Source organism: Streptomyces sp. NPDC102402 (assembly GCF_044765765.1).
In the GTDB taxonomy this organism is placed as follows: domain Bacteria; phylum Actinomycetota; class Actinomycetes; order Streptomycetales; family Streptomycetaceae; genus Streptomyces.
Window position 1 is genome coordinate 43,635 of the sequence record NZ_JBIWKR010000018.1, and the last position, 18,240, is coordinate 61,874.

Below are 18,240 nucleotides of genomic sequence, written 5' to 3' on the forward strand. Positions count from 1 at the left end.
AGCGCCGTATTGCCTACTATCGCTTATCCGCTTGAAAGGCCCAGTAAGGTCCATGTGATGCCTGCACTGCCTTCAGGCCGAAGCGCTGGGACGGGTGATGACCATGATTCAGCAGCGAATAGATGTCTGACAGGATGGACCGGCGATCACCCAGGTACGAGTGGCCCAGAAGGCCGGTGTCGAGTCCGGTGGCGTCGATGGTGTGGACCCCGTCCACCACCACGATGCCGTCACCCGACTGACCGGCCCTGGCATAGCCTGCAAGCTTGTACGACACCTTCAGTGCCAGGTCCTTGGAGGAGGCGTAAAGCGTACAGCCCCGCGCCTGCTCGACAATGGCAGGCGCGAGCTGCCTGAAGACACTGGAATCGATGTCGGGTGCTGCGAAAATCACCTCGCCGAGCCTTCCGGAACTCTCCGGCAGCATGGTCGTGTCGAACTGGGCGAGTGCCTCGGCCACCACTCTGTTGCCCATGCTGTGGGCAACGATGTGAGCAACCTCCACGCCGGCTTCAGTCAGCACGAAGCGTAGGAATTCCTGGAAGTTCCGAACGGTCCATCGCGCGTTGTTCTCGTCCTCCCGGTAACTGAGGACCCCGCCCCGCGAGGGCCAGCTGTAGAGCATCGTACAGCCGGAGAAGTTAAGATCGTAGGCAATCTGAGCGGCGCGAACAGAAGCGTCAGAGAACCCCACGTTATATCCGTGGACGAAAATCAACGCCTGCTTGTCCGGAGTATGGCTGAGCAGCGTCCGTGCCTCTTCCGCGAAACCGTTCGGGTCACGTTGGGATGTGGAACCCACCAGCACGTCTTTGGCGGGAGAGGCGCGGAATCGCAGCCGGAAAGGGCGCGGTTTCTCCAAGGTTCCTATCCGGTGGTCGTCCGGTATCCCGATCAAGGTCTTGCCGTAGGTCAGTTCGCCCCGCAACCCTCCGAAGGCAACCTCCCCCGCGTTGTCAGAAGTACGCGCCCGGTCAGTGGCAAAGAAGACTGGAACGATCAAGGACCGCAGGTAGGCGACGGATCCTGGCAGCGATCCGTTGGACCCGCTGCTTTCCCAGCCCGGATCCAGGGCATTGAACTCCTCCAGCAGGCGCTGACGCAGCGAGGGGTCGCCGTCGAAGAGTGCGGCCAACTCGTACCGGAGGGGTGCGGAGTCCGGCTCCTCGCTGCCCTCCAGAGACCGCAGAGCCGTCAGTACGTTCGATTCAAAGGCGTTGAGTTCACATGGGGCAATCATCTCCAGCACGCTTGGCCACGTTCGCGCGACTGCTGCAGCAAGTGCTTCCGACTCGTTCACCTGCACCTCTCGTACAAGTAAGTACGCTGCCATGAAATCCAGTTGACGTATCATAGGCCCTCGTCGGCTGCGTCAAGGGGTGGTGTCGCCGATCGGAAGTGACCCGGCAGAACGGCTGGGGCGGCAATGTCGTGCACAAGTTCGATGACGCACCTCTTGAGGGCCGTAGTGCGTTCGGCTCCTCCAAGATTCTTCGTTGAGGTTGGTCGGTGCGTGATTCGGTCCGGTCAGGTAGCTCGGTGCGGTCTCTGCCGGCGAAGCTGTACCTCGCTCCTCCGGAGGGGCAGGTCCCGTTCCGTGGACTGCCCGCATCCGTCGCTGAAGAGCTGAAGGACCACATGCACCGGGTCCCTCCCGGCATCCCGCTCCTCGCAAGCAGCCGGCAGAATGCCGTGGTGGTGAGCACCTGGACCACCTGCACCTGTAAGCCGGCCTTCGGGAAGGCCGGGCGTCATCCCGCCTCAGGCATCAGGCGCGGGGACGTTGCAGTGGGTGGCAGCGCCGAAGGACGGCTCTCATGCGCTCCGACACACCTATGCTCCGGTGCTGCTGGAGTCTGGCGGGTTTGGTGACCTTGTCGCGGTGGCTCGGTCCTTCGTCTCGGACGATCACGTTGGACCGCTACGCTCCTCTCGTGCCGGAAGCGGGGGGACAGAGGTCGAGCCGCGATCGGTACGCCGCTGACCTGAGGCATCCGGCGAGTGGGTTCGGGCTCGGACTCCCCAGGGCCGGTACAGGCTCCGAGCGGTCGGGCGGCGAAACCCGGCTCTCCGTTAATTCAAAGGCCGCATCCCCATATAATCTGGCGGAATGCTTCCTGAAGTCATCGCGACCCGCTATGTCACCCCCCTGCGTGAGGGTGGCTCTCTCCCCGGGATCGTCGAGGCCGACGACCTCGGTACGTACGTCATGAAGTTGTCTACCGGGTGGCGCTGACCTGCACCGATGCGGCTGTACCCACCCCTGACCTGCACGGATAAGTCTTTCAGCTCTTTCGGGATCGTGCTGCGTTACGCGGTCGATTCTCCCCACGCGCTCCCCAAGACCGTCGAGACTCCCCAGATCCTCCCCGGGAAGTGCCGTTGCGGCGGGCGCGGTGGCACAGGACCTCGTGCCACCGGATTCGCTGCCAAGAGTACGTTGAGTCACTGCCTGCGAGGGCGGGGCAGGAGCCTGGCGTCGAGCGGATGAGCGCCAGGCGTGAGCCTGGCTCTGCTTGAGTAGGGCTCAAGCTCGACCCCTCAGTGGGAAGCCGACGTCTTTCCGATGACGCACCACGTGAAGTGCGTCGCGATCCTTGAACCCATCGCAAAGGCTGCCTGACCTGCGGGTTTGGATGGTGTGCGATATGTGCGGTGTGGGCGTCACGGGCGATATCTTGACGCTAAAGTGACGCTCGGCGAGGCATCTTGACGCTCGTTCTGATGGGTCATCAGACGGGCGATTGTGCGCATCCACGTGCACGCTAGAGGGGAGGGGCGCGCAGGCGAGTGGTCCCGGCCAGGATGCCGCCGGAGGGGCAGATCCGTGAGTGTGACACTTTTCGGTGACCATGTCCGCTTCCGCCTAGCGGGCAACCAGGCTAGGAGCTACATTCGGCGTCTGCCGACGGGGAGGGGGCTCCTTACAGTGGATGCAGCAGACGATGACGAAGTTGATGCGCGGATGAGCGACGAGCGAGACCTCGTGGATGGACAGCTGCCGATGACCGCACGGCAGGAGAACATCAGCCTCGCATTCACCCGCCTGGTCACCTACGCGGCGGGGTGCGCCGTGAAGACGCACGACACTGACTATGAGGGTGTTGATCTCACCCTCACTTCGTCGGCTGACTACATGCGCTACTGCGGTGTGGAATTCGAGCTGCAGTTGAAGGCGACGACCCAACGCAGGTACCTGAACGAAACGCACATGGCTTGGCCCATGAAGGCCAAGCCGTACCGCAAGCTGACGAGGCCAAAGCGTTACATTCGTGCGTATCTGGGAGTGCTTCTGCTCCCTGAGGACGCTGCAGGTTGGGTAACGGTGAACGAAGATCGCTTGATCGCGGAAGGGCGTATGTACTGGGAGGCCGCAGAGACCTTCCCTCAAGCGGATGCGGGGGCTGGCACGAAAACGGTTCACCTACCTCGCGGTAATCTCTTCGTCGGGGAGCAGCTTCTTGGCATCATGAAGGCCATCGGCGACATCGAGGAGGGTCCGCGGTGAGCACCTCAACGCTCGACGACTACGCCGATGCTGCAGCCAACCTCACCCCCCCCGCCGTGGCACAGTTCCTGGCGGCGCACAGCTGGCAGCTGGAAGCGCAGCTGCCCCACGTGAAAGAAGTCTGGCGTCTTCCCGGTCCCGATGGTGACAAGGGACGCATCATGCTTCCTCTCGCGACTGACTACACCGACTTCACCCAGCGATTCCGTGATGCACTCATCTCCCTTGGGCACATTCACGCACTAGATGCCGTCAGGCTCTACGAACAGATCATCGCCACGCGCGCGGACCTGTTCTTTGTCCGGCTGGATCAGAACATGATCGACGGCACCATTCCGTTCAGTCAGGCCGAAAAGTCTCTCCAGGCCCTTCTGCGGATGATGCGGGCCGCCGCGACAACGGCGGCTGACCCCAGCCACCCACAGCGCGGCCGCCGGCCGGCGAGCGTGAGCGACTTCCTCGAGGATGACGTCCGGCTCGCCCACACCAAGCGGGGAAGCTTCGTCTTCACGGTCGTCACCCGATTGGGTGATCCCGCACCACCCGATAGCTCAGACATGAACGTGATCAAGCCATTCTCCCGGAGGGTCATGGAAACCCTGGCGCGCGGCTTGGAGACTACGCGGCGGCTAACCCAGGAATGGGATGCAAGCGTCCTCGACGACCCTGCGGGCCAAGGGGTCAGCGCCAACCTCGTCGAGTCGATCGAAGACCTCACGCAAGCCGATCACCTACGGCAAGTCGATCTGTCCTTCGAGTGGGCAGCTGCCGAGCCTCGACCGGATGTTGGGCTGGCAACGGTGAGCTTTGACCGCGACGTGATGTCCGAACTCCCACGTGTCAGGGAGCGGCTCATCCGCCAAGAGGAACCGCCTCGGCGAGTGACACTGCGTGGCTTCGTCAAGACACTGAGTCGTGAAAACGCACCGGCTGGCGGGGAAGAGATCGCATCGGTGGTCCTGACCGCCGACGTGAACGGTAAACAGCGGCTTGTCCACTCCAACCTCTCCGGCGAAGATCACGAATGGGCCATTAAGGCTTACCGTCAGAAGCTCCCCTTCACCGTGACTGGGGACTTGGCCTATGAGCGCCGCTCATGGCGTCTTACCGGAGACATTGAAGTCGACCCCAGCTTCCTGCAACATCAGTCTGGAAACGTGGAGGGTTAGAGGTTGGGCTCTCGTTCCCCGGAGCGGGAGACTGGCTCGCGCATTGGCTCGCCCCGCCCCGGACGTGGCGATCTGACGGCTTGCGAGCCCGTGCATGGTTGGCGGTGGCGCGTCGAAGCCGTGGACTCACCGGCGTGTTCATATTTGCCTACTGCAGCCGATCGTTGCGGTTTGCTGGTGGGAGAGCAGTCCCGCGATTGCTTGGATGATGTCGCTCATGTGCTCGCGGCGGCCGTGTTGGCGGCCCACCCGCCCGGCTCGCCCAACTGGTCCGCGGGGCACTGGGCGGTCGAGGCCCTTCACCACGTCTAAGACGTTCCCTTCACCGAGGACGCTTCCCAGTTGCGGACCGGGAACGCACCCCAGGCGATGGCGACCTGCAGAAACCTCGCGATCGGAGCCCTCCGCCCGCCGGCATCCGCAACATCGCCGTCGGCGCCGGTGCGTGGTGGGGGTGCGCAACGGACAAGGCTCTCGTGCCGTTTGGGGAGGTGTTCGACATACCAACTCGTCAGCGCAGGTGCCTCGTTGGTCCCATATTCTGCCGCACTCGACCTGCCTCATGCGCTGGTCGAGTGGCTCTCCATGCTCATCGTCACCCGTAAGGGTGACCGCCGCTGCAAGCTTCTGCCGCACCAACGGGCGTTGGTCGCTCTGGTTGTACCTGCGCGAGCAGGACACCCTGGCCCAGATCGCCACTGGTTTCGGTATATCGGTCGGGCGCCGCCCACGCCTACACCACAGTCATCGACCTCCTCGCGGACCGGTCGCCGGGTCTGCTGAAGGTCCTGTGCGAGAGCGAACCGCAATATGTTCTGCTCGGCAGAGGCTGCCAGGGCGTACTGCGCGTACAGCGGAATGCCCCCTCCTCGAGGGGCTCCTCGCGGCTTGAGCTTATCGATCGTTGCGCCAGCAGCTTCCCACTCGGCATTGGTGCTGCTCTCGGTTATGGCGAAGCCGCATCGAGTAACTGAACCTCAAGTTCGCTGCAGGCAGATGACATTGAGGCTATTACGCGTTGGAATCCTAGGCGAACCATGTCAAGGTACGACACCGTGAAGCCCCGTCGATCGCACATGCGGCGCCTTCTGAAAATTCCACGATGGAGACTGCTTGCCTGAAATGCCAACTTCCGCGCACCACGATGTGATCCTCGGTGAGGACGCCGACGCAAGAATATGGCGGGTGACGGTGTTGCTCATGACTCAGAGAGAGGGGCGCAGTGTGCTGGGACACGTGGTCGGCCTCTATACCAAGCTCGAACTCAATACCGTTGACAGGGATGCACCCGTCACATATTTCCTATCGCGTTTGCAGGGGGAGGTTAAATGGGTCATCGATGCCAAGTTCGGCTCCGATGGGTATCCGCACTATGCCCATGGTTTTGGCGAGCGAACGTCCGTCACCCGAACAATCGTCAAGCCGGTAGCACGTGTTCTCGATGACTTGGCTCTGGCCCTGGGCCTGGCAGAGGCCGTCGGAGAGAACGTTCCGCTGGTTCTCGCCGCCTACTGGCCTACGCCCCGACACCCGTAAACCGGATGCTTCCGGGGAGGCCGCCGGCGGGGGTGGCCTCCCCGGAAACAGGTACCTCGGTCAGGCTTCGGTAGCCAGATGCGCCAAGACATTCTGAGCACACCGCTCGGCGTCGCGGACGATCTGACCGCCCCAGAAAGACAGGACAGTCCAGCCCTGAGCGCGCATGGTGTCGCGCTTGACCTTGTCGGATGCCTGACGTTCGGCGGTGTGATGGTGCTGCCAGCCGTCACAGAAGACAGCGACCTTCTGATCCGGCCAGGCGAAGTCGGCGATAGTGACCGGACGGGGCGTGCCGTCGGTGGATCCGCGGTCACCCCACGCGTACTGCGCCACGCCATGCGGGACTCCTGCCGTCATCAAGGCGATGGCGAGGCGCCGTTCGATGGCGGAGCGGGGGCGGCCGTGGAAGGCATCGGCGTAGCTGGGCACCCGGCGGCCATCGACATCCGGCGCATTGACGAAGCGGCGCAGGAAATCGGCGGCGATGCGGCGGTCGAGCAGGTCCTCTTCGCGCTGGTTCCCATAGGAGCGCAGGCAGGCGTAGCAGGAGCGCTCGCAGGAACAGCCGTCGAGGACCGGGACGAGGGCGGCGGCGACTTCACCGAACCGGGCGGCGAGCTGACGCAGGTAGCCAGCGCCGCCGGGGACCTCTTCGTACAAGACGGCGAGGCGGAAGGTGGCGTCTTCGCTGTTCGGGTCGGGTCGGGGCCAGTCGAAGCCGGCCACTTCGTCGTCGCCGGCCTGGAGGATGACGCGGCAGCCCAGGTCCAGGGCGGCGCGGGTGCTGGCGAGGAATTCCTCCAGGTTGTCCGGGCGGATGTCCAGGGCTTCCAAGTCGGGGAGGACCTGCAGGCAGTCCACGCGCCGCTCGACTTGCAGGATGCTGGGGACGAGCTGGTGGTTGGTACAGATCGTGTCGTGGAACTTCTGGCGATCCCGCTGGGCGCGGGTGGGGTCAGGGCCAGGGATCGCGTCGAACCACAGTCCGCAGCTGGTGCACACGATGAACCGCTCGCTGTTGCTCTGGTTTCGGGCAATGCGGCCGCGGTTCAGGATGGTCAGCTCTGCGCCGCGCTCCCACTGCAGCACGAGTCCGTCGCGCTCGAACAGGTATGTCTCGGAGGTGTTGGGGGCGCCGAGGTGGTGTGTGACCTCGAAGGGAGAACGGGACCGGTGTTCTTCGTCGGCCGAGATCCGCTGACGGCGAGAGGCACGCATCGCCCGCATCGGGACGCTGTGCTGGGGGGTCATGTCGTCACTGTCGCAGGACAGGCAGTGCGCACTGGTGAAATCGTTGACGGTGTCGCAGCGGTTGCAAAGGTTGATGGAGTCCAGCGCGCCGACGCCGTCGGCGTTGACGAGGTTGGCACGACGGAAGTCGACCTGGTCGACGAGCCACTTGTCGCCGCGCGCGTAGACGAGCTGGCCGGGGGCGTAGTCCTTGAGCGCCTGAACGGAGTCCTGGGACAGTTCGGCCGTCTCACGCTGTAGGGAAAGCGTGGTGGTGTCGGTCGGGAAGGCGTAGGAGGGCAGGAACCCGACGTTGCTGAGATAGGAGAGCACATATGCGCGGATGCGGTCACCGCTGCGCATGGCTTCCAGGCTGGCACTGATGCTGCTGACGGCGCGGGAGGCTTCCTTGTTGCCCGGCTTGCTCGTCGCCTGGGTCCATTCCTCCAGCAGGCTCTTCTGCCGGAGCCGGTAGGACCCGACGGCCTCGTTGAGGTCCGTGATCCAGTTGTCGACCACCATGCGGGCCCAGTCTTCGGTGAGCCAGGGAAGGTCATCCGGAGCCAGGCCGAAGCGGAAGGCCGCATGAATCCGGGCTGAGATGCGATCCCGCCCCTCAGCGAGGGCGGTCTTGACCTCGTCGATGCCCTGCAGCTGTCCGTCCGCGTCTTCGGTGACCAGGCCACGCATCCACTGAGGAAGGTTCTGGCCACACAGTTCAAGCGCCATCGCACGGGCATGGCGCTGCAGGACGCGCTGGTTGTCCAGCAGAAAGGCAGGCGGGCGGATGGCACCGCGGATCATCTCAACGGGGCGGGCGTAGTAGTAACTGTCGTGCGGCATGCCTCCGGCGAAGGTGACGATCAGCGCGACCCGTTCCTCGCGGCGGCCGGCGCGGCCAGCGCGCTGGGCGTAATTGCTCGGGCGCGGCGGCACGTTGCGCAAGATGACGGCGAGGAGCTGGCCGAGGTCCACGCCCAGTTCCAGCGTCATCGTGCACACCAGCAGGTTGAGGCCGCCGTCCTTGAACCGTTCCTCTATGTCTTCCCGGTTCTCCAGCGGCACCTGGCCAGAGTGTTCCTCGGCCTTGACGATGAGGGGCGCGTCGCTGGCGGCCAGCACCCGCTCATGGTCGTCCGGATCGCCCTGCCAGGGAGCCATGGTGCCCTTGCAGTTGAAGGTGGCGCACTTGCTCTGCGGTGAGGGGCCGGGCTGCACGGCACGGCACGCGCCGCACCGGTACATCGTGTCCGAGGCGGGCCGCACCTCCATGGCCTGGGGCGGGACCTGACGCAGCTGAATCCGGGACCGGCCGGTGCCGACCTGTGTGCTGGCAAGGAGATCGTGCTCGGCCAAGAGATCCACGGCCATGCGTACACCGCGCTCGCGGGTGTCGGAGTTGGTCACCAGCGGGAACGCAGTCTTCACCAGGCGGGCGGCGGCACCCCTGTAACCCAAGGACAAGGGGTTGGCTCCGGCCACCGTGATGGTGGTCTCCCCGTAGCCGGTGACAGTGTGACCCATGCCCATGGTGGCGCCGGCGTCGATGAGTTCGGCTTCAGTCTTCGCGTCCAGGCGCTTGTTGAGCAGATCGTGGCCGAGTCCGCCACGGGTGCGGACCAGGTCGAGCATGCGCGCCAGCAGCCACCGGGCCGCCGTCGTGTCGCCGCCGAGGATGTCGGTGATCGACTTGAGCGCTTCGTCGCTGAGGGTCTCCAGGCCCGGGTAGCCGACCGTGATCAGGCCCAGGCGTTCCAGCGTCGGGGGGCGCCGTTCATCGCTAGCGATCTCGCCCAGCAGGTCCCATTCACACACACGCAGGGCGCGCCGACGGGCGTCCTTGCCCGCCGGATCCTCGTAGAGCCCGGACTCCTGACCGCGCCGGAAGACATCCTCGACAAGGCTGTTGAAACTCGCGGCGGAATCTCCGGCACGCACGCGGCCGGTGACGCTGTCCACGATGAGGTGGCGCACCTGTACGGCGCGGGCACGGTCGCGCAGATAGCCGGCCTGGAAGGCTGTGTCCTGCCGCGAGTCGGCGAAGATCAGAAGCCGACGCAACATCTCGTCGTCGCTCTGTGCCGCCAGTCCAGTGTGCAGGCTGAACGCGGCGGCGGTGACGGCCGCGGCAGTGCGGGCGGTGAATTCCTGCACGGCGCCGTGCGACGATCGCTGGTAGCCGCAGACCAGGCAGCGTGTCAGTGGACGTTCGGGCTCGGGGACGGCGACGGAAACCTCGCGAGTGGCGGTGCCGCAGCCAAGGCAGGTTGCACCGTTGCCGTCCTTGCCGCAGCGCGTGCACCGACGCGCTGGGTACCAGTTCCGATTGCCTGTGCGCGGCAGCTCCAGGGGGTCCTCGGCCGTAAGGCGGCGGGCGACGTAGCGGGTGACCGGGCCGTGGGGATCATCGCGTTCCAGGTCGTAGTCCTGGCCGCAGCCCAGGCATACGCCCAGCGACGTCGTGGCCTGCGCGCCGCAGTCCGCATGGGGGCAGACGGTTGCACCGTCCAGCAGCAGGTGCTCGGCCTCGCCGACGCAGCGTACGGGGGTGGGCAGGCTGCGCAGGAACAGGTGGACCTTGGCCTCAAGGACGGGCGGGCCCGCCGCGGTGTGGGTGTCGGCGCCCAACAGCAGCCATCCGGCAACCTCATCCTCCAAGGCATCCCGGTCGGCTCCTACGCGCTGTGGAAGGCTCGCTAGGGTTTCCACGAGTTCGTCGACCGTGCTGGGGTGTGCCAGATGCGCGCGCAGCAGGTCCAGCACCGGGCTGGCCTGCGGGTCACCGAGCGCCGCCTGTAGACGCTGAGTGTCCCCGCCGTCGGCCAGGGCGCGCCGCAGCAGATCACGATCAGGAGCTGGGCCGATCGCGCTGCGGTCCGGTTCCGGCTGCGGAATGGCCGTCTCTTCAACGATGGCGTCCACGTCGAACGCAGCGGCGAACAGGCTGCTGGCGAACTCCGCAGTGCGCCGCAGGTCCACATCGTGATCGCCCCCGGCGCTCACGGTCGCGGACAATCCTACGCACACCAGGCCATCGTCATCGACGTGGCCGCGAAGCCGTCGTACCAAGCCGGCGATCTCGGTGCCCAGCGCCCCCTGGTAGGTGTGGATCTCGTCCAGGATCAGATGGCGCAGCACGCCGTTGCGGAACAGTTCCCGGTCATCCCGGCGCGTGAGGATGTACTCCAGCATGGAGTAGTTGGTGAGCAGGATGTCCGGCGGCATCTCCTGCATCCGCGTCCGCTCGTGCTGCGGAGTGGCCCCTGTGTACACGCCGTAGGTCAGGCCGAGCTTCTCGCAGGCGTCCTGCACGCGGTCCTCTTGGTCGTTGACCAGCGCGTTCATCGGGTAAAGGGCGATGGCCTTAACTCCGGGCCGGTGCCGGTTGTCGAAGGCGTGCGCGATGACCGGGATCAGGAAAGACTCGGTCTTACCCGAGCCAGTACCTGTGGCCACCAGGGTGTTCTGGCCCTGGCGGATCCGAGCGATCGCCGTGACCTGGTGGGTGAACAACTGCTCCACCCGTGGGAACGCCCCGGTGATCTCCGTCGGCAGGCCGACGCGGGCAGCGAGCTCGGCGAGCGTCGCGTCCAGCCGATAGCGCGGCTGCACGGACAGGTACGGGCCGTTCCACAGCAGGGAATCCTCATCGACCATCCGCTCCAGGCGGGAGCGCAGGCCGGGATCGGCAATCGGGTAGGTGGTCCAGGTGAACCGCCGATAGTCCTCACGCAACCGGTCGGCCAACTCCAGCGGGTTCATCCCGTGCTCCTCCTACGCGCGTTGTTAGTCACTCGACTGCATACGTGGACCTGCCGCTAGGAGAGGCCCATGTATGCACTCGAACATGGAGCGTAGTGCGGATCACTGACAACGCCGCCTGCACCGACGGCGAAGATCAGCCAGCCAGGCGCGCGAAGTGATCCCGCACAAGCTGCTTGTACTCCTCGCCAGGCCGCACAGGGCTCCCCACTGTGTCAGCGCTCTGCCGGAAGTCGGTCAAGATCAACTCCAGCTGCGCTGCCGACAATCCGTAGAGACGGGCTACCCGGGCATCTAGTTCCGCTCGGAGGCTGCACTCCTCATCTTTGGCTAGCGGGGCGCATTCCACGCCGAGCGCTTCTGCTAGCTCACGGAACTCCGGGGTACGGCATGTGAGGCGCCCGGATACACGAACTACTTCAGCGCCGTCTCCTTGGCCAAGGGGGACGTCAGGCACAGGGAGGGTGGACATGATTGCTTTGCTGACAGTGCTTGACACTTTTCTCCTGACGATGAAATCCAGTGTCAGGCTGTTCAGCAGTGCAACGATGAACACCATCGCTTTCGAGTCCAAGCACGTACGGTAACCGTTCGTCGCGTGATCGAACGCGGAACGGTAGAAGAAGTGCATCTCGGTTACTGCTGTTCCCGGAGGCACGATTGCAGAAATCAAGGTGCGTTCATCGCCTGCACGTGCTTTCTTGCGCAGGCATGGGCGGTAAGAGTCGGCAGGAATTTCAAGTGTTCCCTGTCGAGGGCCCGCGGTGCGCAAGAACCCTTCCCCCTGGGAGCGATGCCTAGATCGAACATCCTTCATCTTTGCGCGCTTCCGGGCCCGACCTACTAGCGCAGCTTCGCCGACCTCTTCCTTGAGTCGATTGATCGGTTCCGCAAAATCGTGGACGTATTGGTGGATGTCTTTTCCGTCCCGCATTGGCATTCCGGCGCCATCAGGAGAAAAATGGGCGCGATCGTCGGAGATGTTGAATTCGCGCCCCCACTCAATTTTCCATCCGCCCGCAGGCATATTGTCAAGGAAAAGCGGGCGGTCCTTGTAGATCGCCTCCATTAGCTCCAGCAGGGCGGGATCTCTGACATCTGGAACAGCAAGCGATTCAGGATCAAGTGCTTCAAGTGTTGCGCGTGAAATTGGTAGACCTCGGGCCTCCAGGTCGAGTAGATGGTCGACTTCGGAGACATCTGCGGCAAAGGGTAGCGGGTCCGTGGGGCCGCCGCGGCCGGCGACGAGCAGTAGGAATTGTTCACTTCGGTGAATGGGGAAAATTCCCTTAGTGTTATCGCATAGAACGAAGCGGTCGATGGTGAACCGATCGAGAAGTTCGCGACGATGCTCCGCTGTGGATACATCAGACGAGACGCCTGAATCGATGACCAGTCCGAGTCGTCCCTGAGGCGATAGGAGGGAGATTGTCTTTTCGAGGAAGGTGCGGTAATAGTTGAAAGCGATCCCGTGCGAGTACAACATTGTGTACTCGCCGGAGGACTTGATGAATGCCTTGACGCCGTCGAGCCTGTTCTCCTCATCGGTTTTGGCGGACTCGATCTCTGGCTGCTTGTCGAGTTCGCTTTGCCGGAGGCTGCGCTCTGCCTGTTTTTTCAAGAGGGAATATGAAGGATCAAAGCGCCCGTAGAATTCGGCTGCTTTGAAGGTGATGCCTTCCCAAGGCGGATTCCCGAGCATGGCGTCAAATCCGGCGTTAGTGCGTCGCTCGCCGTCGGTGCCGAAGAATACCTCAGGGAATTCTACTTCCCAATGGAAAGGGCGGATATCTGTACGGGTCTGGTCTAGGATTTTGGCTTGTCCGCTTAGCAGGTCTTCGCCGTGTTTGATGCTGTCGTGTCCGGCGAGCCATTGTCCCGAATTACTCTTGAGTTGTTCGGTGTAGAAGAATGGGGCAATCCACCAGTCCCCCATTGTGCGCAGCCTGGTGAAGTCGTCGCTATCAAGGAGTTGTGTAAAACGCTGCTCCTTGGTGCGGACTTGCAGGCGATCCTCAGAGGGATCGTGTGCCAATTTCTCGCGTACCCGTACGAGAGTGGAAAGATCGGGTTCTTCTACTGCGAATAGAGAGTCCTGGAGCTCGTCAAAGGTGTTGGCTTTCCGCTGGACCCGGCCGCCCTGGGCCGGCAATGGGACTCCATCCCATTTATCGATTCCGGCGCCGATCACAGCGTTGCCACAGCGCAAATGAGCGTCGAGGAAGGACAGGGGCTTCCCAGCTGCTGCAGTGGTTAGCCAAAGAGAGACTTTGGCGAGCTCGACGGCCATGGGGTTGAGATCCACGCCGTAGATGCAGCGTTCGACGATCAGGCGGCGGTATTCGGCGCGCTCGGCATCGTCGAGTTTGTGGTCGAGTGCCTCGCCTGCCCGAGCCAGGGCTTCGCCGTATGCCTCGGTCAATTGGTGTACAGCGGGCACGAGGAAGGCTCCGGAGCCCATGGCAGGGTCACAGATACGCAGGTTCAGGATGTCCTCGGGAGTCGCGTCCTGGACGAGGGGACGGAGGGTTTCGCCGACGACGAAGTGTGCAAGAGGACGTGCGGTGTAGTAGGAGCCGGAGCCCTTGCGCTGGCCGCTGGCTTCAAAGAGGTAGAAGGTGCCGGTGGCGTAGGACTCGATGCATTCGGCGTTCTCGGGCAGTCGGTCGGCGTCAAGCACCTGTACCAAGGCGGACTGTCCACGGCCAACGCGGGCGAGAACTTTCGGGGTGTCGGCGATTTGAGGTTCGAATGAGAGCAAGCCCTCGTAGATGCTGCCGAGCTGTTCGACGCCGAGCTCGCGGTAGTTGACCGAGCGACGTCCGACGGAGGCTTTGTTCTTGCTGCGTTCTACTTCGGTCCAGGAGAGAGCGTCGATGGCGTCTCGGACGAACGTGTCGCCAACGCTCAGGTCTGGGTCGTCAAGCAGTTGGCATTTGGCCGGGTCAAGGAGGCCGCCGTTGAAGCCCGTGATCTGGAGTTCGCCGGCGTCGATGCCGTCGCGCAACAGGGCCCACTGAGCACGCAGAGAGCTCCAGAGGAAGCCGCCGTCGGGTTCCCAGGCTGCGTCGGCGGTGAGGATGTCTTTGCGGAGGGCGCGCAGCGAGTATCCGCGGTCGTACGAAGGTGTGCCGATGGGCAGGAGGCCGCGGTCTTCGGCGTACGCGACGAATAGAAGTCGGTAGGCGATCTTCAGGGCGTCTGCGAAGAGGGGACGAGGCTCAGGGACTGACTTGTCGTGCTGTCGCCAGTGGTGCAGGGCGCCGTTGGCGATGGCACTGATGGCGTTGCGGACACCGCCGGAGAGGTTCTCGCTGACGGCGGTGGCGGCGTCGGAGCTGGCGTCCTCGACGCGCTTCCACAGGAATTCGCCCGATTCATCGGGGATGAACGCTTCGGGGCGCAGCAAGGCCCACAGGATGCGCCACTCGTGGTCATCGCCGAGTTCGGCCAGGCCGGCCAGATCGACCGAAAGGTAACTGGCCTCGCCGCCGAGCCCCGGGTCGCGGCGGATCACCCGCAGTTCGGTGCCGTTGCTGAGCAGGACCGCGGGGAGTCGGTGCTCGCGCGCACACACTTCGGCCTGGCGCTGGGGCCGCAGCTTGCCAGTCCGGCGGCCGGCGGGGGATGCGTCCAGGTGCTGACCAGGCGGGGTGATGAGCACGGAGACGAGGTCCCCGTGCGCAGACTCATGGTTCGTGTCGTGCGTGCGGCCGAGGACAGGTTCCTCTATGGCAGGGAGGCTGCCGGGAAAGGTCCAGCCGAAGCAGGAGAGCCAGCTGAGTATCCGCTTGCGCGTGTCACCTGTGGCACTGGTCTCGTCGATGTCGGCGACCAGGCGGCGCAGTTCGCGCTTGGCATGGCGGATGCCATCGGTGGCGTCTTCGGCTCCGATGCGGTCGCGCTGCTCGCGGAGGAAGAGGGCGGGGTCGGAGAGGTAGTACGTCGACAGGGTGGTGCCGGCGACGGTGATGTTCAGCATGCCGGAACCTCCACGCACACGATGCAGCCCACCGGTTCGCCGGGTGTGACCTCGGCGACCTGGAAGCCGCGGCTGAGCGCCTTGCGGCGTCGGTCGAATTCGGCGTCGACGGCGGCACGGGCTTCGTCGACAGTGTGGAAGGCGCCGTGTCCGGTGTCGGCGAAGAGACCGAGCTGGATCGTGTCACCGGCTCCGGTGGCGAAGCGACGTTCGGCTTCAGCGAGTTCGGCGGCGTGCCAGCGGTCCAGGTCGGCGTGGAGGCGTTGGGATTCGGCGGTCAATTGTTCTCGTAGTTCGTCGGCTCGTTCGGCGATGCGGCGGGAAGCTTCCTGCTGTCCGGACAGGACAGCGGACTCGAATCCGGCGGACAGTTCCTGGCGGGCTTTTTCGACCGGGTCGAGGCTGCCGGTGGGGGCGGGGCGCTGTCGCAGTCGGCGCAGGTCGGCGGATGCGTCCTGGCTGGGGGCGGCCGGGGCGCCAGCGTCCGTGCGTGGGACGAAGACGGGGACCAGAGGCTCTTCGAGGACGCGGTTGTCGTCAGAGGTGATGCGGCCTACGTAGGTGAACAGCCAACCACCGCCGCCTTCGACGACAGGTCGGACTGCGACTCGCCCGCCGTCGCGGTCGTCGTACAGGCGGGTACGGACGCGCTGGAGGATCGCGCGCACCAGGGGGTGGGCGGGGGTGAGGAACGCGATTCCGCGGTGTTCCGGTTCCAGAGCGACGGAGCGGTTGAATGTGGCTTGAAATGCCTCTTGGGGCACGAGGGGGTACTGCTTGAGGAGCGGTCCCGGCTCAATGGTCACGATGTCGCCGTTGCCGGTGACCTGACCGGCGGACTGGCGGACCACGGAGGTCACTAGTTGCCGGAATTCTTCGAAGTCCGGGAGCAGCCAGCCAGCCTGCTCCCGGGCGACCATGGTTTCGTCCTCGACCTGCTTCTCGTTCTGCATGCTCTGCATCAGGACGAGGGCGCCGCTGCGCTCGAGGTAGTCGCGGACCTGCTGGACCGCGTGTTCCAGGCGTTCCTCCAGATCCTGGGTCGAGGCGTCCTCGAGAAGGCCGTCGATGACATCGCTGCGGCCCGCTACTCCCAGCACGTCACTGCTGGAGCCAAGCTGTTTGGTGATGGTGGAGAGCTTGTCGCGCAGCCGCTGGAGGATCTCCTCGTCGCGGGTCTCTGCCAGGTAGAGGTAGCTGATCTCGACGACGTGCTCTTGGCCGTAGCGGTCGACGCGGCCGTTGCGCTGCTCCAGCCGGTTGGGATTCCAGGGCAGTTCGTAGTGGACCACGACATGGCAGGCGTCCTGAAGGTTCAGACCCTCGCCGGCCGCGTCGGTGGCCAGCAGGATCGCCCCTGGAGTGCGGGAGAAGCGCTCCAGCACCTCGCGGCGCTTGGCCAAGGGGATGGTGCCGTCGACCCGTAGCAGGGGGCCGTGGCCTAGGTTCTTCTCCAGGTAGTCCAGGGTGTCGCGGTACTCGGTGAACAGGATGACGCGCTCGCCGCGCCGTCCTGCCCGAAAGCCCTCCAGCCAGCCCTGCAAGCGGGTGAGCTTACTGTCATCGCCCGGGCTGAGGGATTCGACCTGTTCCAGAAGCTTGCTGACTAGACGCTGTTCCTCGCGCAGGTCATCTTCCGGGAGGTGGGCGGCCACGCCCTCCAGCGCGAGCTCCTCGGCGGCCCGAAGGTCTTCCTCGGGCAGCGCGATGTCTCCTCGGTACTGCTGCAGGACGTCCATGCGATGCCGGCCAGTGTGCTCGACGGGCGGGATGCCGAGGTTCGCCGCCCGGCGACGCAGGCTCTGCAAGAGCGCGTACGGGCTGGACAGAGCCCGCTTACGCAGCACTTCCAAAGCAAACGCCTGAACGTAATAGGAGTCGGTGTCACGCAGGGCGTGCAGGACTCGCTTGCTGTGCCCGCGCAGCCGCTGGTGGATCTCCTTCTCCCGGCTGGTCGGACGCACCTCAATGGGCTGAGGTGGCAGGCGGCGGCTGATCGGCTGCGGCGGCTCGCCACGGGTGACCTCGTCCTTGAGACGGCGCACGATATATGGCTGGACGAGATCGGGGTCCAGCCGGCCGTCATCGGCGGCCAGGTGCGGGGAAAGGAGCTGCAGCAGGCTAGCGAAAGACTCCTGGTAACCGTTGTGAGGTGTGGCCGACAGCAGCAGAACCTCCCGGCTGTGGTCAGCCAGGGCACGAGCCAGACGGCTGCGGTCGGTGGCGCTGGAGCGCCCCTCCCCGGCGTACGCGCGGGCGACATGGTGCGCCTCATCCATGATCACTACGTCGAAGGGAGGAGCGCTTTGAATCGCGGTGAGATTGTTCTTCAAGTAATCGATGGACGACACTGCGTAAGGCACGGCAGTCCACGGGCTGACCGAAGTGGGATTGTCGCGGCGGACTTCCAACCACTTCCTACTGTTGACCTTGGTGAAGTCAAGATTGAAACGGAACCGCATCTCCTCGACCCACTGGTCCTGCAGACCGGCCGGGCAGGCGATCAGGACGCGGTCGGCACGCCCACGGCGTGCCAGTTCCATCAGCACCAGGCCAGCCTCGATGGTCTTGCCCAGACCAACGTCGTCCGCAACGAGCAGGCGCACACGCGGCTGGCGCATTGCTACCAGGACGGGGACCAGCTGGTAAGGCTCGACGTCGATCCGACCGTGCTCAACCGCCAGTAGGTCGCCGCGGCCATGGGCCATCGTGAGTGCGAGGGCGTCATGGAGCTCGTTAAGTCGAATCGGGTTGCCGGGCTCGAAGCGCAATCGGGTCGCCGCTTCGGGACGGAGCGTCGGCTCCTGGCTCGGCAACACCGTCAGACGCCGCGGGCCCGGGCGCTCATCAGCACGGCGCAAATCGAGGAACGCCTCGTTGCCTGCCCCACGGACCCCTTCGACCTCCCACAGACGGTCTCGGAGCCGGACTCGCATCCCGCGTTCGTACATGATTGTGGAGTCTCCCTACTTGCTGATCAGCAACAGGAAGGCTACCGGGGCTCGGCCGGGGCTGCGGCCCAATCCAGTTGCGCGCAGTCGTGCCGCCCC

General features: G+C 64.5%; 8 protein-coding genes and 1 pseudogene. 5 read left to right on the top strand and 4 right to left on the bottom strand.

Annotation, left to right across the window (positions count from 1 at the left end):
* Positions 1–16: 16 nt before the first annotated feature.
* Positions 17–1,333: an alpha/beta hydrolase gene (locus ACIRJR_RS32700; RefSeq protein ID WP_403787422.1), complete on the bottom strand. Its 1,317-nt coding sequence runs from the start codon at positions 1,331–1,333 to the stop codon at positions 17–19.
* A gap of 777 nt (positions 1,334–2,110) precedes the next feature.
* Between ACIRJR_RS32700 and ACIRJR_RS32705 the strand changes: the two genes are divergently transcribed.
* From ACIRJR_RS32705 to ACIRJR_RS32725, 5 genes and pseudogenes are all read left to right on the top strand, one after another.
* Positions 2,111–2,236, top strand: coding sequence for a hypothetical protein (locus tag ACIRJR_RS32705; protein WP_403787654.1), 126 nt, complete (start codon positions 2,111–2,113; stop codon positions 2,234–2,236).
* A gap of 693 nt (positions 2,237–2,929) precedes the next feature.
* Positions 2,930–3,508, top strand: coding sequence for a DUF4365 domain-containing protein (locus ACIRJR_RS32710; RefSeq protein WP_403787425.1), 579 nt, complete (start codon positions 2,930–2,932; stop codon positions 3,506–3,508).
* A complete protein-coding gene (locus ACIRJR_RS32715) occupies positions 3,505–4,677 on the top strand; it encodes a hypothetical protein (RefSeq protein WP_403787428.1) in 1,173 nt (390 codons plus the stop codon). Before ACIRJR_RS32710 ends, ACIRJR_RS32715 begins: the two co-directional genes overlap by 4 nt.
* Before the next feature lie 528 nt (positions 4,678–5,205).
* A pseudogene (locus ACIRJR_RS32720) lies at positions 5,206–5,498 on the top strand (transposase family protein); the annotation flags it as partial.
* 292 nt (positions 5,499–5,790) lie between these two features.
* Positions 5,791–6,213, top strand: a complete 423-nt coding sequence (locus tag ACIRJR_RS32725) for a hypothetical protein (RefSeq protein ID WP_403787431.1) — start codon at positions 5,791–5,793, stop codon at positions 6,211–6,213.
* A gap of 60 nt (positions 6,214–6,273) precedes the next feature.
* On the opposite strand, the gene ACIRJR_RS32730 is transcribed toward ACIRJR_RS32725, so the two are convergent.
* The 3 genes from ACIRJR_RS32730 to ACIRJR_RS32740 form a co-directional block, all read right to left on the bottom strand.
* Positions 6,274–11,208 carry a DEAD/DEAH box helicase gene (locus tag ACIRJR_RS32730; RefSeq protein ID WP_403787433.1) on the bottom strand — a complete coding sequence of 1,645 codons (4,935 nt, stop codon included), beginning with the start codon at positions 11,206–11,208 and terminating at the stop codon, positions 6,274–6,276.
* A gap of 136 nt (positions 11,209–11,344) precedes the next feature.
* Positions 11,345–15,190 (bottom strand): Eco57I restriction-modification methylase domain-containing protein, encoded by a 3,846-nt coding sequence (locus tag ACIRJR_RS32735; RefSeq protein WP_403787436.1) that lies wholly within the window; start codon positions 15,188–15,190, stop codon positions 11,345–11,347.
* A complete protein-coding gene (locus ACIRJR_RS32740; protein WP_403787439.1) occupies positions 15,184–18,141 on the bottom strand; it encodes a helicase-related protein in 2,958 nt (985 codons plus the stop codon). Before ACIRJR_RS32740 ends, ACIRJR_RS32735 begins: the two co-directional genes overlap by 7 nt.
* Between the last annotated feature and the right edge of the window lie 99 nt (positions 18,142–18,240).

Excerpts from the sequence above, each read along its gene's own strand:
- ACIRJR_RS32700 (WP_403787422.1), bottom strand. The coding sequence starts at position 1,333 with ATGGCAGCGTACTTACTTGTACGAGAGGTGCAGGTGAACGAGTCGGAA.
- ACIRJR_RS32705 (WP_403787654.1), top strand. The coding sequence starts at position 2,111 with ATGCTTCCTGAAGTCATCGCGACCCGCTATGTCACCCCCCTGCGTGAG.
- ACIRJR_RS32740 (WP_403787439.1), bottom strand. The coding sequence starts at position 18,141 with ATGTACGAACGCGGGATGCGAGTCCGGCTCCGAGACCGTCTGTGGGAG.
- ACIRJR_RS32730 (WP_403787433.1), bottom strand. The coding sequence starts at position 11,208 with ATGAACCCGCTGGAGTTGGCCGACCGGTTGCGTGAGGACTATCGGCGG.
- ACIRJR_RS32735 (WP_403787436.1), bottom strand. The coding sequence starts at position 15,190 with ATGCTGAACATCACCGTCGCCGGCACCACCCTGTCGACGTACTACCTC.